This window comes from Ensifer sp. ENS10 (genome assembly GCF_014852025.1).
Taxonomy (GTDB): Bacteria; Pseudomonadota; Alphaproteobacteria; order Rhizobiales; family Rhizobiaceae; genus Ensifer.
Map to the genome: position 1 here is coordinate 90,672 of NZ_JACVAS010000016.1, position 13,537 is coordinate 104,208.

General features: G+C 64.7%; 13 protein-coding genes and 1 pseudogene. 12 read left to right on the forward strand and 2 right to left on the reverse strand.

Annotated features, from left to right (window positions below):
- The 12 genes from IB265_RS33895 (at position 1) to IB265_RS33950 (ending at position 11,786) form a co-directional block, all read left to right on the forward strand.
- Positions 1–849, forward strand: a complete 849-nt coding sequence (locus IB265_RS33895; protein ID WP_057255514.1) for a sugar phosphate isomerase/epimerase — start codon at positions 1–3, stop codon at positions 847–849.
- Positions 850–892: 43 nt separating this feature from the next.
- Positions 893–2,362 (forward strand): FGGY family carbohydrate kinase, encoded by a 1,470-nt coding sequence (locus IB265_RS33900; RefSeq protein ID WP_192495994.1) that lies wholly within the window; start codon positions 893–895, stop codon positions 2,360–2,362.
- A complete protein-coding gene (locus IB265_RS33905; RefSeq protein WP_057255516.1) occupies positions 2,359–3,054 on the forward strand; it encodes a class II aldolase/adducin family protein in 696 nt (231 codons plus the stop codon). The genes IB265_RS33900 and IB265_RS33905 overlap by 4 nt, the downstream gene beginning before the upstream one ends.
- Before the next feature lie 93 nt (positions 3,055–3,147).
- Positions 3,148–3,705 carry a gluconokinase gene (locus IB265_RS33910; RefSeq protein WP_057255517.1) on the forward strand — a complete coding sequence of 186 codons (558 nt, stop codon included), beginning with the start codon at positions 3,148–3,150 and terminating at the stop codon, positions 3,703–3,705.
- Between the two features lie 267 nt (positions 3,706–3,972).
- A complete protein-coding gene (locus IB265_RS33915) occupies positions 3,973–5,136 on the forward strand; it encodes an isovaleryl-CoA dehydrogenase (RefSeq protein ID WP_057255518.1) in 1,164 nt (387 codons plus the stop codon).
- A gap of 46 nt (positions 5,137–5,182) precedes the next feature.
- Positions 5,183–6,790, forward strand: coding sequence for a carboxyl transferase domain-containing protein (locus tag IB265_RS33920; protein ID WP_057255519.1), 1,608 nt, complete (start codon positions 5,183–5,185; stop codon positions 6,788–6,790).
- 10 nt (positions 6,791–6,800) lie between these two features.
- Positions 6,801–7,184, forward strand: a complete 384-nt coding sequence (locus tag IB265_RS33925; protein ID WP_057255520.1) for a RidA family protein — start codon at positions 6,801–6,803, stop codon at positions 7,182–7,184.
- 15 nt (positions 7,185–7,199) lie between these two features.
- Positions 7,200–9,188 carry an acetyl/propionyl/methylcrotonyl-CoA carboxylase subunit alpha gene (locus IB265_RS33930; protein WP_057255521.1) on the forward strand — a complete coding sequence of 663 codons (1,989 nt, stop codon included), beginning with the start codon at positions 7,200–7,202 and terminating at the stop codon, positions 9,186–9,188.
- A complete protein-coding gene (locus tag IB265_RS33935; protein ID WP_113132962.1) occupies positions 9,185–10,054 on the forward strand; it encodes a hydroxymethylglutaryl-CoA lyase in 870 nt (289 codons plus the stop codon). The genes IB265_RS33930 and IB265_RS33935 overlap by 4 nt, the downstream gene beginning before the upstream one ends.
- On the forward strand, positions 10,051–10,836 hold the full coding sequence (locus IB265_RS33940; RefSeq protein WP_057255523.1) for a crotonase/enoyl-CoA hydratase family protein: 786 nt from the start codon (positions 10,051–10,053) through the stop codon (positions 10,834–10,836). The genes IB265_RS33935 and IB265_RS33940 overlap by 4 nt, the downstream gene beginning before the upstream one ends.
- A 72-nt stretch (positions 10,837–10,908) precedes the next feature.
- Positions 10,909–11,277 (forward strand): antitoxin Xre/MbcA/ParS toxin-binding domain-containing protein, encoded by a 369-nt coding sequence (locus tag IB265_RS33945; RefSeq protein ID WP_192495995.1) that lies wholly within the window; start codon positions 10,909–10,911, stop codon positions 11,275–11,277.
- The gene (locus IB265_RS33950; RefSeq protein ID WP_057255524.1) at positions 11,277–11,786 is read left to right on the forward strand and encodes an RES family NAD+ phosphorylase; all 510 of its coding nucleotides are present in this window, start codon (positions 11,277–11,279) and stop codon (positions 11,784–11,786) included. Before IB265_RS33945 ends, IB265_RS33950 begins: the two co-directional genes overlap by 1 nt.
- A gap of 51 nt (positions 11,787–11,837) precedes the next feature.
- Here IB265_RS33950 and IB265_RS33955 read toward each other — a convergent pair whose 3' ends face one another.
- Together IB265_RS33955 and IB265_RS37115 are read right to left on the reverse strand one after the other, a co-directional pair.
- Entirely contained in the window at positions 11,838–13,202 is a 1,365-nt protein-coding gene (locus IB265_RS33955; protein ID WP_057255525.1) for an FAD-binding oxidoreductase, read from the reverse strand.
- 125 nt (positions 13,203–13,327) lie between these two features.
- A pseudogene (locus IB265_RS37115) lies at positions 13,328–13,537 on the reverse strand (hypothetical protein); the annotation flags it as partial.

The window sequence follows — 13,537 nt, forward strand, 5'->3', positions numbered from 1 at the left end:
ATGCAGGGTTTTGGCGTCCATACGAGCATGTGGACCATGAATTGGGATCGTCCCGGTGCCGAGCGCGCCGTCGCCGCGGCGGTGAAATACGGCGTCGATTTCATCGAGATCCCGATGCTCAATCCGCCGGTGGTCGACACCGCCCACACCAAGGCACTCTTGGTGAAGAACAAGCTGCGCGCCGTCTGCTCGCTTGGTCTGCCCGAGCACGCCTGGGCATCCGTCCGCCCCGATGCGGCGATCGAGCACCTGAAGGTGGCGATCGACAAGACGGCCGATCTTGGCGGCGAGGCGCTGTCAGGCGTCATCTATGGCGGCATCGGCGAGCGTACCGGCGTGCCGCCGACTGAGGCCGAATACGACAACATCGCTCGCGTACTGACGGTAGCCGCCAAGCATGCGAAGACGCGCGGCATCGAGCTCGGCGTCGAGGCGGTCAACCGGTACGAGAACCACCTGATCAACACCGGCTGGCAGGCAGTCGACATGATCAAGCGGGTCGGCGCCGATAACGTCTTCGTCCACCTCGACACCTATCACATGAACATCGAGGAGAAGGGCATCGGCACCGGCATTCTCGATGCGCGCGATTTTATCAAATACATCCATCTCTCCGAGAGCGATCGCGGCACGCCCGGCTACGGCAATTGCGCCTGGGACGAGATCTTCGCGACGCTTGCCGCCATCGGCTTCAAGGGCGGCCTCGCGATGGAGAGCTTCATCAACATGCCGCCGGAGGTGGCCTATGGCCTCGCCGTCTGGCGTCCTGTCGCAAAGGACGAGGAAGAGGTCATGGGCAACGGCCTGCCGTTCCTGCGCAACAAGGCCAAACAATACGGTTTGATCTAAAGCGCCTCCGCGTGCGTTTGGGTTAGGACGGGAGGGTCGCAGCATGTCAGTCGCGGCAGACGAGGAAGCCGGTGCGGTGGCCGTGCTCGATGTCGGCAAGACCAATGTGAAGCTGAACGCGGTCACGGTCGATGGCGTCGTCCTGGAAACGCTGAGTGTGGCCAACCCGGTGCTGCCCGGTCCGCCCTGGCGACATCACGATCTCGCAAGCCTCTCCGAATGGATCTTCTCTAACCTTGAAGCGCTTGCCAGCCGTCATCCGCTGCAAACCTTCGTCGCCGCCGGTCATGGCTCTGGCGGCGTCCTCGTCGGCGATGACCCCGATGCGACGGCTGGTGCCGCCCTGCCGATGATCGATTACGAGCAGCCCTTGCCGGAGGCGATCCGGCAAGGCTACGCGCCGCTTGCCGGTTCCTTCTTCGACCGCGGCAGCGCGATGATGCACAGCGCCACCCATCAGGCGCGCCAGCTCTTTTGGATGCAGGAGCACGCGCCGGGTGCTGTCGATGCTGCGTGCTGGTATCTGGGCCTGCCGCAGTATTGGGCGTGGCGCCTGTCGGGCGTTGCGGTATCCGAGGCGAGCTTCCTCGGCGCACAGTCGCATCTCTGGAACGTTGCCGAACGCCGCTTTGCGCCCATTGTTACCACTCGCAGCTGGCAGCGGTTGATGCCGGATTTCGCCGACGCCTGGCAGGTCCTCGGCCCTGTGCGTCCGGAGCTTGCCCGCCGCCACGGGCTGCGGGACGGACTGCGGGTGCTGGCGGGCGGCCACGACAGCAGTCTCAATCACTATCGTTATCACGCGGCCGGCTTGACCGATTTCATCGTCGTTTCGACCGGGACCTGGATCGTCGGCTTTTGCGGCCGCACGGCCCTCGACCGGCTCGACGAGCACCGCGGCATGACGCTGAACAGCGACGTCTTCGGCAAACCGCTCGGCGGCGTGCTCACCATGGGCGGGCGCGAGTTTTCGCACGTGGCGGGCAGCGCACCTCCAGCGGCCCCGGTGCCCGACGATGTCGTGCTCGGCCTGATTGCCAGACGTACCATGGCGCTGCCGTCCTTCGGCGACGACGACGGTCTCTTTCCGGGAAGCGCCGGCCGCGGCCGCATCAACGGGCCACCGCCGGAGACGCCGGTCGAGCGCAAGGCGCTGGCGCTGCTTTACTGTTCCCTGCTGACCACGGAATGCGTCGAGGCGTTGGGGCCGGGGCCGCTGGTCGTGCTCGACGGAAGCTTCCTGCGCGATCCCCTCTATGCCCGCCTCGTTGCGGCGCTCATGCCAAACCGGCGGGTGCGCTTCAATCTCGATGCCTACGGCGTGGCCTCCGGCGCCGCACTGCTTGCAAGCGAAGGCCAGCGCCAGCGTCCGGCTCCGCTCTCGCTCGCCGATCCGGGCGACGTTTCGCATCTTTCGCCAGCTGTCGCCGTCTATGCGTCGCAATGGCGGGCCCGGGCGCGCACCGGGCACAACAACAGTTTCACTCGCGACTTCGAAAGGACATATCGATGACCAAGACAGACACGCTGTCGTTCCGCCGCGAGATGGTGGACATCTGCCGGCGGATGAATTCGAGCGGCATCAACCAGGGCACTGCGGGCAACATTTCGCTGCGCACCGATACGGGTTTCCTGATCACGCCCTCGTCGCTGCCCTATGAGACGATGCAGCCCGAAGATCTTGTCGAGATGGATTTCGACGGCACCTATGTTGGCCTTCGTCCTTCGTCGGAATGGCGCTTCCACCGTGATATCCTGAGGGAACGCACGGATATCAACGTCGTGCTGCATTGCCATTCGGTCTATGCGACGACGCTTGCCTGCCATCACAAGACCATTCCCAGTTTCCACTACATGACCGGCATTGCCGGTGGCACGACGATCCGCTGTGCCGAATATGCGACCTTCGGCACCCAGGCGCTCTCCGACAACGCGCTGGTGGCGCTCAAGGACCGCGTTGCCTGCCTGCTTGGCCAGCACGGCCAGATCTCACTCGGCAAAACGCTCGAATCCGCCCTGTGGCTGGCCATCGAGATCGAGACTCTATCGCGCATGTATGTCCAGGCGTTGACGCTCGGCGAGCCGCCGGTCCTTCCCGATGACGAGATGGAGCGGGTCATCGCCCAGATGCGTCGCATGAGCTACGGCCAGGCACCGGATGGCGAGGGCGTCAACGACGTCGCCCGCCCCCGTGCTGCAGTTTGAGACATCGTCTGAGACTTGCATGAGCCGCCTTGTTCACCCGGTGCCGCGACGGTATCAGGGAGAGCGAGCGCGGCAGATGCAAGGAGCAAGGCCATGTCGAACGATCACGCGTCCGAGGCTGTTGTCCGCCTGGCATTTCCCGGTTCCATCGTGGTGATGGGTGTATCCGGTACCGGCAAGACCTCGGTCGGTGAGGCTATCGCAGCTGCCTGCGGTTACCGCTTCGTCGAGGGTGATGCGCTGCATCCGGAGGAAAACATCCGCAAGATGTCGGCGGGTATTCCGCTCGCCGATGCGGACCGCTGGCCGTGGCTGAAGGAGATCGGCCGACAGCTCGCGTCGAGTGATGCGCCGGTAGTCGTCTCCTGCTCGGCGCTGAAGCGCAGTTATCGCGATCTGCTGCGCGAGAGCGCCGGCAGGTCCATTGCTTTTGTCTATCTCCACGGCGATCGCGATGTTCTTGTCGGGCGGATGCAGCGCCGAACGGGACATTTCATGCCCGCCTCTCTGCTCGACACGCAGCTCGCGACGCTAGAAGACCCTGTCGGCGAGCCTTTGACCGTAACCGTGGACATCGAGCCTCCGACGCAGGCCGTGATCAATGAGGTGCTCGCTCAGCTTGTGGGACTTGCGAATTGGGGGGGCACCTGAGCGTGGTACGATCCAAAACGGACGTGGCGCGCGAGCGCCCGGTGACCGCCTCACGCACAGGATGCAATCGGTGGGCGCCTCCGGATTTTCATATCGTGCTTGGCTTCGCCCCTCTTTGGAAGGAAATTAGCGGAACGCGGTGCTATCGTCCGACCATGTCGCGGCGTTGATATCATTGCATTCGCCGCGATCCGCGTAGAGGATGGAGCGTTATCGTACGGCCGCTGTGGGAGGAGACCGCGCGGCAGGCACGATGGGAGGATAAACATGTTTCAGGGCGGATTGAGCTTCGCACTTGGCGAGGACATCGACGCATTGCGCGAGAGCGTGCGGCGCTTCGCAATGGACCGCATCGCGCCATTGGCGGATGAAACCGATCGCAACAACGCGTTTCCGATGCAGCTCTGGCGCGAGATGGGCGAACTCGGCCTGCTCGGCATCACCGCTGGCGAGGAGCATGGCGGTGCCGGCATGGGCTATCTCGCCCATTGTGTGGCGATGGAGGAGATCAGCCGCGCGTCGGCCTCGGTCGGCCTCAGCTACGGCGCCCACTCCAATCTTTGCGTCAACCAGATCAACCGCAACGGCAATGACGACCAGAAGGCGCGTTACCTGCCGAAGCTGATCTCCGGCGAATTTGTCGGCGCGCTTGCGATGTCGGAGCCCGGCGCCGGCTCGGACGTCGTCTCGATGACGCTGAGGGCCGACAAGCGCGGTGACCGCTATGTGCTCAACGGCAACAAGATGTGGATCACCAATGGCCCCGACGCCGACGTGCTCGTCGTCTATGCCAAGACCGATCCGGCGGCCGGTCCGCGCGGCATCACCGCATTCCTGGTCGAAAAAGGCTATGCCGGATTTTCCACCGGCCAGAAGCTCGACAAGCTCGGCATGCGCGGTTCCAACACCTGCGAGCTGATCTTTAAAGACTGCGAGGTGCCCGAGGAAAACGTGCTCGGCACCATCGGCGGCGGCGTCCGGGTTTTGATGTCCGGGCTCGACTACGAGCGCGTGGTGCTGTCGGCCGGTCCCCTCGGTATCATGGCCGCTTGCCTTGATGTCGTCGTCCCCTATCTGCATGAGCGCAAGCAGTTCGGCCAGGCGATCGGCGAATTCCAGCTGATGCAGGGCAAGCTCGCGGACATGTATGTGACGGCAAATGCGGCACGCGCCTATGTCTATGCGGTGGCAGCCGCCTGCGATCGTGGCGAGACGACGCGCAAGGATGCGGCGGGTTGCATCCTCTACGCGGCCGAGAAGGCGACGGCGCTCGCGCTCGAGGCGATCCAGGCGCTGGGCGGCAACGGTTATACCAACGACTACCCGGCGGGTCGTCTGCTGCGCGACGCCAAGCTCTACGAGATCGGTGCAGGCACCAGCGAGATCCGCCGCATGCTGATCGGCCGGGAACTGTTCACCGAGACGAGCTAGAGCGGGATGAGACGAAAGCGGCCGAACTCGATCCTATGAGGACCTCATGACCGTTCTGAAATCTCACATCTCACCGTCCTCCGAAACGTTCAGGGCCAATCAGGCGGCCATGGCCGAGGCGATCGTGACGGTCGAGGAGGCTGTGAAGCTTGCGGCCGGCGGCGGCGGCGAAACCGCGCGCGAGCGCCATGTCAGTCGAGGCAAGCTTCTGCCGCGCGACCGGGTGGCCAATCTCATCGATCCCGCAACGCCGTTCCTCGAAGTCGGCATGACGGCCGCGCACGGCATGTACAATGGCGATGCGCCGGCGGCCGGACTGATCACCGGCATCGGCCGGGTGTCGGGCCGCGAATGCATGATCGTCTGCAACGATCCGACGGTCAAAGGCGGTACCTACTATCCGCTGACGGTGAAGAAGCACCTGCGCGCGCAGGAGATCGCCGCGGAAAACCATCTGCCTTGCATCTATCTCGTTGACTCCGGCGGCGCCAATCTGCCGAACCAGGACGAGGTTTTCCCGGACAGGGATCACTTCGGCCGGATCTTCTACAACCAGGCCAACATGTCGGCTGCCGGCATTCCACAGATCGCTGTGGTGATGGGATCGTGCACAGCCGGCGGCGCCTACGTGCCGGCGATGTCCGACGAAACGATCATCGTCGAGGGCCAGGGTACGATCTTTCTCGCCGGCCCGCCGCTCGTCAGGGCGGCGACCGGCGAGGTGGTCTCGGCGGAGGATCTCGGCGGCGCCGATGTGCATACCCGCCTTTCCGGCGTGGCCGATCACTTGGCGCGTGACGACGCCCACGCGCTGGCGCTGGCGCGTCGGGCTGTCGCCGCGCTCAACCGGCACAAGCCGCTGTCGGTCGAACTCACGGCATCTGAACCGCCGCTCTACGATCCGCACGAAATTGCCGGCATCGTGCCTTCCGATCTGCGCACGCCCTACGATATCCGCGAGGTCATCGCCCGCGTCGTCGACGGCTCCCGTTTCGACGAGTTCAAGGCGCGCTACGGTACGACGCTCGTCTGCGGCTTCGCCCATGTCCATGGCATTCCGGTCGGCATCATCGCCAACAACGGCGTGCTGTTCTCCGAATCCGCACTGAAGGGCGCGCATTTCGTCGAGCTCTGTGCCCAGCGCAAAATTCCGCTCGTGTTCCTGCAGAACATCACCGGCTTCATGGTCGGGCGGAAGTACGAGACGGAAGGCATAGCCAAGCACGGCGCCAAGCTGGTGACGGCGGTGGCGACGGCGCGGGTACCGAAGGTGACCATGCTCGTCGGCGGCTCCTTCGGCGCGGGCAATTACGGCATGTGCGGCCGCGCCTTTTCGCCGCGCTTCCTCTGGACTTGGCCGAACAGCCGTATCTCTGTCATGGGCGGCGAACAGGCGGCCGGTGTGTTGACGACGGTGCGCAGCGAGGCGCTGAAGCGGGCGGGCACGCCCTGGAGCGAAGAGGAGGAGGCGCGTTTCCGCCAGCCGATCCTCGATCTCTTCGAGCGCCAGAGCCATCCGCTCTATGCCTCGGCAAGACTTTGGGACGACGGTGTCGTCGATCCGCGCAAGACGCGCGATGTGCTGGGCCTGTCGCTTTCGGCAGCGCTCAACGCGCCGATCGAAGACACGCGCTTCGGCCTCTTCAGGATGTAGGGATGAGCTGATGAAGCGCGAGAACATCAACGCCAAGAATGCACCTCAACCGCGCGGCGGCTATTCGCAGGCCGTGCGCCTTGAAGATTTCGAGCGCCTGCTCTTTGTCAGCGGCCAGGTGCCGCTGACGGCCGAAGACGCATTGCCGGAGGGTTTCGAGGCGCAGGCGCGCCAGGTCTGGGCGAACATTGACGCCCAGCTGACGGCGGCGGGTATGACGAAGTCCGACATCGTCAAGGTGACGGTCCTGCTTGCCGACCGCCAGTACACCATGGCCAACCGTGCTGCCCGCCAGGAATATCTGGGCGCGCTCGCACCCGCCATGACCGTGGCGATCGCCGGCATTTTCGATGCCGGCTGGTTGCTCGAAATCGATGTGATCGCTGCGCGATAGGGGCCGAGGATGCCGATGTTTTCCAAACTCCTGATTGCCAATCGCGGTGAGATCGCCTGCCGGGTGATGCGTACCGCCAAGCGCCTCGGCATTCGCACGGTCGCCGTCTATTCCGATGCTGATGTCGGCGCGCTGCACGTGGCACTTGCCGACGAAGCGATCCGCATCGGCTCAGCCCCGGCCCTCGAAAGCTATCTGTCGGCCGAGCGCATCATCGCTGCCGCACGCGCGGTCGGTGCGGATGCGATCCACCCGGGATATGGTTTCCTCTCGGAGAATGCCGATTTCGCCGACGCCGTCGAGGCGGCCGGGATCACCTTCGTCGGGCCATCCGCGCGGGCGATCCGCGCCATGGGTCTGAAGGATGCCGCCAAGGCGCTGATGGAGCAGTCCGGCGTGCCGGTCGTTCCCGGTTACCACGGCGAGCGGCAGGATGCCGACTTCCTCGCGGAAGAAGCCGTGAATGTCGGCTATCCGGTGCTGATCAAGGCGCGCGCCGGCGGCGGCGGCAAGGGCATGCGGCGCGTCGACAGCGCCACCGAGTTTCCGGCCGCGCTCGAGGCGGCGCGCCGTGAGGCGGAAGCCGCCTTCGGCGATGGTTCGGTGCTGATCGAGAAATACCTGACGAAACCCCGGCATATCGAAGTCCAGGTCTTCGGCGACCGGCACGGCAATATCCTGCACCTCTTCGAGCGCGACTGCTCGCTGCAGCGCCGCCACCAGAAAGTGATCGAGGAAGCGCCGGCCCCCGGCATGACCGCGGAAGTGCGGCGCGCTATGGGCGATGCTGCGGTTCGGGCAGCGCAGGCGATCGGCTATGTCGGCGCCGGCACCGTCGAATTCATCGCTGACGTGACGGACGGGCTCTGGCCGGACCAGTTCTATTTCATGGAGATGAACACCCGTTTGCAGGTGGAGCATCCGGTGACGGAGGCGATCACCGGTATCGATCTCGTCGAGTGGCAGTTGCGCGCCGCCGCCGGCGAAGCGCTGCCGAAACGGCAGAGCGAGATCGGCATCGACGGCTGGGCGTTCGAAGCCCGCATCTATGCGGAAGACCCATCTCGCGGCTTCCTGCCGGCGACCGGGCGGCTGACGACGCTGAGCTTTCCGGAAGATGGCGTGCGTGTCGATGCCGGTGTCCGGCAAGGCGACCGGATCACGCCATTCTATGATCCGCTGATCGCCAAGCTGATCGTTCATGGCCCGAACCGTTCGGCAGCGCTGGCAAAGCTCGAAAGCGCATTGAGGGCGTGCCGCATCGGCGGCACGGTCACCAATCTCGACTTTCTGGCGCGTCTTGCCGCCGAGCCGGATTTTCGCGCCGGGCATCCCGATACCGGCCTCATCGACCGTTCCATCGATCAGCTCACGGCAACGAAGGCGCCAAGCGATGCGGCGCTGGCGCTGGCGGCGATCGTCTCCACCGGCGCCCTGCTGCCGGATGGATCTGCCGATCCGTGGTCGTCACTCGGCCATTGGCAGATCTGGGGCGACGCCAGCAGGAACGTCACGATCGAGCACGCAGGCGGCCGGGCGATTGTGACGCTCGCCGCCCGCGGCCGCGACCAGTTTGCGGTCCACACCGGAACGGCGGCTCTGCCTGTGGTGATCCTCGACCGGTTTACCGACGGCGCCCGCGCCGAGATCTCCGGAGCGCAGCATGAGTTCCGCTTCCTGCGCGAAGGCGAGCAGATCACCCTGTTCCTCAACGGTGACACTTACGTCCTGCGCCTGCCCGACGCGCTTGGCACTGGTCATTCCAGCGAGGTGGCCGACGACGAGGTGTCGGCGCCGATGCCCGGTATCGTCAAGCTCGTCCGGGTCCGCCCCGGTGATACGGTCGAAAAGGGGCAGGCGCTCGCCGTCATGGAAGCGATGAAGATGGAGCTTACGCTGTCCGCCTCGCGTGCCGGCGTGGTCGAGAGCGTACTGGTCAGTGAAGGCGAACAGGTGAGCGCCGGCGCCGTGCTGGTGATGCTCCAGCCGGAGAGCGCAGAATGAGCGGAGCGGTGCCTGAGCACGTGACGATCGTCGAAATGGCGCCACGTGACGGGCTGCAGAATGAAAGCCGTATCGTTGCGACTGCCGACAAGATCCGCCTCGTCGATCTGCTATCCGACTGCGGCTATGAGCGGATCGAGGTGACGAGCTTCGTCAGCCCGAAATGGGTGCCGCAGATGGCCGACGCCGCCGAGGTGATGGCCGGCATTGTCAGGCGACCCGGTACGCGCTACGCCGTGCTGACTCCCAATATGCGCGGGCTTGAGGCAGCACTTGAAGCTGGCGCCGACGAGGTGGCGATCTTCGCCTCCGCTTCCGAAACCTTCTCGCAGAAGAACATCAATTGCTCGATCGCCGAAAGCATCGCGCGGTTTCGCCCGATTGCCGACGCCTGCCGTGAGCGCGGGCTTCTGCTGCGCGGCTATGTCAGTTGCGTGGTCGAATGCCCCTATGAGGGGGCGATCGCGCCGGCCAGTGCCGCCGATGTCGCCGGCCTGCTCGATGATCTCGGCTGCTATGAGATCAGTCTTGGCGACACGATCGGTCGCGGCAAACCGGAGGCGGTGGACGCGATGCTGGCTGCAGTGCTGGAGCGCATTCGGTCCGAGCGGCTTGCCGGACATTTCCATGATACGTGCGGCCGCGCGCTCGAAAATATCGCCGTGGCGCTCGACCGCGGTTTGCGGGTCTTCGATGCCTCGGCCGGCGGTCTCGGCGGATGTCCCTATGCGCCGGGAGCTGCCGGCAATGTCGACACGCTCGCCGTCAACGCCTTCGTCACCGGCAAGGGGTTCTCGACTGGCCTCGACACGGCGAAGCTCGAACAGGCCGCCGCTTTCGCGCGGACCTTGAGGACAAGATCATGACCCTCGAAACGATCCGGATCGCGACCGACGCACGCGGAGTCGCGCGGCTGACTTTGGCACTACCGCAGAAGCACAATGCGCTTTCGGCGAAGATGATCGGCGAACTTACCGAAGCCGCTCATTCGCTTTCGGACGATCGCTCGGTCCGGGCCGTCATACTGGAAGCCGAAGGCCGCAGCTTCTGCGCCGGCGGCGATCTCGGCTGGATGCGTGAGCAGTTCGATGCCGATCGGGCGACGCGGGTCGCCGAGGCGACGCGTCTGGCGATGATGTTCAAGGCGCTGAACGAGATCGCCAAGCCGGTGATCGGCCGCCTGCATGGCAACGCCTTTGGCGGCGGCGTCGGCCTCATGAGCATCTGCGATGCGGCCGTCGCTTCGGCCGACGCCAAATTTGGTTTGACGGAGACGCGTCTCGGCCTGATCCCGGCCACCATCAGCCCCTATGTCGTCGCCCGGATCGGCGAGGGCAAGGCGCGGCCGTTGTTCATGTCCGCCCGCCTGTTCGGCGCTGAGGAGGCGCGCGCCCTGGGGCTGGCCACGGTCGTTGCTGCGGCAGATGCCCTGGATGCGGCGGTCGAAGCGGAGATCGAGCCCTATCTGGCAGTGGCGCCCGAGGCGACCGGTCGGGCCAAACGGTTGGCCCGTTCGCTTGGACCACCGATCACCGGGGACACCATTGCCGCGACCATCGAGCAGCTTGCTGATTGCTGGGAATCCGACGAGGCCCGCGAAGGTGTCGGCGCTTTCTTTGACAAGCGCGAGCCATCCTGGCGGCAATAGGCTTTCCTTGAAATGGGCGCCTTTTGAGCTTATTTTGATTACGTGATGATCAAAAAGAGCTCGGATTCTGCCATGACTGTCAGTTTCAATGTTTCTGCCGCCCACTACGGCGAGAGCCACTCGTCCGTCCTCTCCGCGAGGCTGGTTTCCGATCGCCTCGGCGTGACGCTTGCGGAGCTAGCGAAGCTGATCGGGGTCGCGCGCAACACGCTGACGGCGAAATCCAGCGCCCGCAAGGTCGATGCGGCGTTGAGCAACGTCGTGCGCATCCTCGCCATGGCCGGCGAGATGGCGGGGGACGACAGCCGCGCCGTGATCTGGTTCAAGCACCAGCCGATCCCAGGCTGGGCCGGAAAGACGGCCTATGACCTTGTCGGCGAAGGCAAGGCCGACAAGGTGCTCGCCTATCTCGAAGCCGTACGTTCCGGTGTCTACGCCTGATGGCAGGAAGCGAGCCGGTGCGCCTGTGGCGCGCCTACGTCCCGCGCTGGGCGCATGCGCCGCTCTCGGGCGACGGTGCTTCGCGCTTTGGCGGACGGTGGAATCCCCTGGGTGTGCCGACAATCTATGCGGCCCGCGAACTCTCGACCGCCTGGGCCGAGTACAATCAGGGTTTCGTCCAGCATCCGGCGCTGATCGCGCAGCTTGAGCTGCGCTTCGCTCGGCTCGCCGACCTGACGGTTGTCGAAACGCTTGCCGCGCTTGATCTCACCGAGGAGATTCACCGCTGCGAATGGCGCGATGCGCTTGATCGCGGCCTCCTGCCGGAGACGCATCGCCTGCAGCGGGAGCTGAGCGATCGAGGCTTCGATGGCCTGATCTACCCGTCCTTCATGTCACCTGGCGGTACTTGCGTCGCACTCTGGCGCTGGAATTCAGGCGAGGGGGCAGAGTTGAAGGTGATTGATCCCGATGGGCGCTTGCCGAAAACGCCCGCCTCCTGGCTCTGAACCGACTTATTGAGAGTTCTTCCCGGGAGCCGTTCTTCTCCAGTCGTACTCTCAGAGCACCTTACCCGGATTGAGGATGCCGTTCGGGTCGAGCGCCAGCTTGATCCGGCGCATGAGATCGAGCTCCGCCGGACTGCGCGAATGGTCGAGGAATTCCCGCTTCAACGTGCCGATGCCGTGTTCGGCCGAGATCGAGCCGCGATAGCGCCGCACGATCTCGTAGACGATGCCATCGACGATGTGCGGCGTTTCCGCGTCGCTGTCCGGTTGCGAGAAGGCGATGTGCAGGTTGCTGTCGGCGACATGGCCGAAGAAGGAGACGTGGGCGGCCGGGAACCGCGCAGAAAGAGCCTTGCCGCAGTCCTCGGCGAAGCGCCCGATATCGCCGATCGGCAGGCTGACATCGAGATTGATGAGCGACGGCAGCAACTGGTCCATCGCGTGGCCCTCGCGGATGCTCCAGAACGAGCGGCTTTCCTTCTCCGACTGGGCAATCAGCGCGTCGCTGATAATGCCGGCTTCGAGCGCTTCGCCGAGAAGGGCCTCGAACGCATCGCGCTCGCTGTCGTCACCCAGGAGATCCTGTTCGACGATCACGGCGAAAGGCGGAATTTCATCAAAGAGCCTTTGCTTTTCCGCCTCTGCGTTGAAGCGGAAATAGTTCTGCCACATGGCCTCGAAGGCCGAGAGCCCCGGCAGGCGGCGCTGGCAATGTGTGAGAAAGGCAACCACATTATCAAAGCTGTCGAGGGCACAGAGCGCCGTCAGCCGGCCGGCTGGCAGTGGCCGCAGACGGAGGACCGCGCGGGTGATCACGCCGAGCGTTCCCTCGGAGCCGATGAAATACTGTCGGAGATCGTAGCCGGTGTTGTTCTTGATCATCTTGTTGAGCGACGAGATGACAGTCCCATCGGCCAGCACGACTTCGAGGCCGAGCACGTTGTCACGGGTGACGCCGTAGCGAAGCACACGGATGCCGCCGGCATTGGTGGCGAGATTGCCGCCGATCTGGCAGGAGCCGCGGGCACCGAGATCGATGGGCAACAGGAATCCGGCGTCTTCTGCAGCGCGTTGCGCAACCTCGAGCGGCGTGCCGGCGCGCACCGTCATGGTTCCTGCCTGCGGGTCGATCTCCTCGATGCCGGTAAAACGTTCGAGCGAAATCACCACCGCGTCGCTGCCGGCATTGGCGCCGCCGGCAAGCCCGGTCAGGCCGCCCTGGACGACGACTGCCCGGCCGTTCTCGTTGCAGAGGCGGAGGACTTCGGCGATCTCTTCGCTGCTTGTAGGTCGGATAACGGCCTTCGGCAGTTCGCGGCCGGTCAGGCTGGCGTCACTGCGATGGCGTTCGCCAATCTCTGTTCCTGTCAGGACGATATCGCCGAAGGCTTGTTTCAGGTCGTCGACGATCGTCATGCGCTTCTCTCCGTTTCCGAGGCCATTGTCGGCCGCGGGCGTCCCTGCTTAGCGCATATCGAAGCAAACCGAAATCGGCCGGCGAAGCTCAAGCGCGCTTCGCCGGCGTATGGTCGGTGATGAAGTCAAGTGCCCGTGCGGGCAAGTTCGAAGGCTACGGTTTCACCGGCTTCCTCGGCCGCCCGCTGCCCCACATCTATTTCTGCCTCTACAGCCTGCTCTCTGTTGTCTCTGAAGAGTTTCCACTTTGTCGGCCGGAAGGCGATGCGGCTGTGGTCGCCGGCGGCGGCGCGTTCGGGCGACAGCTCGATCTCGACATGCGGATGGTTGCGGCC

Coding starts and splice junctions, on each gene's coding strand:
- IB265_RS33895 (WP_057255514.1), top strand. CDS start 1: ATGCAGGGTTTTGGCGTCCATACGAGCATGTGGACCATGAATTGGGAT.
- IB265_RS33900 (WP_192495994.1), top strand. CDS start 893: ATGTCAGTCGCGGCAGACGAGGAAGCCGGTGCGGTGGCCGTGCTCGAT.
- IB265_RS33905 (WP_057255516.1), top strand. CDS start 2,359: ATGACCAAGACAGACACGCTGTCGTTCCGCCGCGAGATGGTGGACATC.
- IB265_RS33910 (WP_057255517.1), top strand. CDS start 3,148: ATGTCGAACGATCACGCGTCCGAGGCTGTTGTCCGCCTGGCATTTCCC.
- IB265_RS33915 (WP_057255518.1), top strand. CDS start 3,973: ATGTTTCAGGGCGGATTGAGCTTCGCACTTGGCGAGGACATCGACGCA.
- IB265_RS33920 (WP_057255519.1), top strand. CDS start 5,183: ATGACCGTTCTGAAATCTCACATCTCACCGTCCTCCGAAACGTTCAGG.
- IB265_RS33925 (WP_057255520.1), top strand. CDS start 6,801: ATGAAGCGCGAGAACATCAACGCCAAGAATGCACCTCAACCGCGCGGC.
- IB265_RS33930 (WP_057255521.1), top strand. CDS start 7,200: ATGTTTTCCAAACTCCTGATTGCCAATCGCGGTGAGATCGCCTGCCGG.
- IB265_RS33935 (WP_113132962.1), top strand. CDS start 9,185: ATGAGCGGAGCGGTGCCTGAGCACGTGACGATCGTCGAAATGGCGCCA.
- IB265_RS33940 (WP_057255523.1), top strand. CDS start 10,051: ATGACCCTCGAAACGATCCGGATCGCGACCGACGCACGCGGAGTCGCG.
- IB265_RS33945 (WP_192495995.1), top strand. CDS start 10,909: ATGACTGTCAGTTTCAATGTTTCTGCCGCCCACTACGGCGAGAGCCAC.
- IB265_RS33950 (WP_057255524.1), top strand. CDS start 11,277: ATGGCAGGAAGCGAGCCGGTGCGCCTGTGGCGCGCCTACGTCCCGCGC.
- IB265_RS33955 (WP_057255525.1), bottom strand. CDS start 13,202: ATGACGATCGTCGACGACCTGAAACAAGCCTTCGGCGATATCGTCCTG.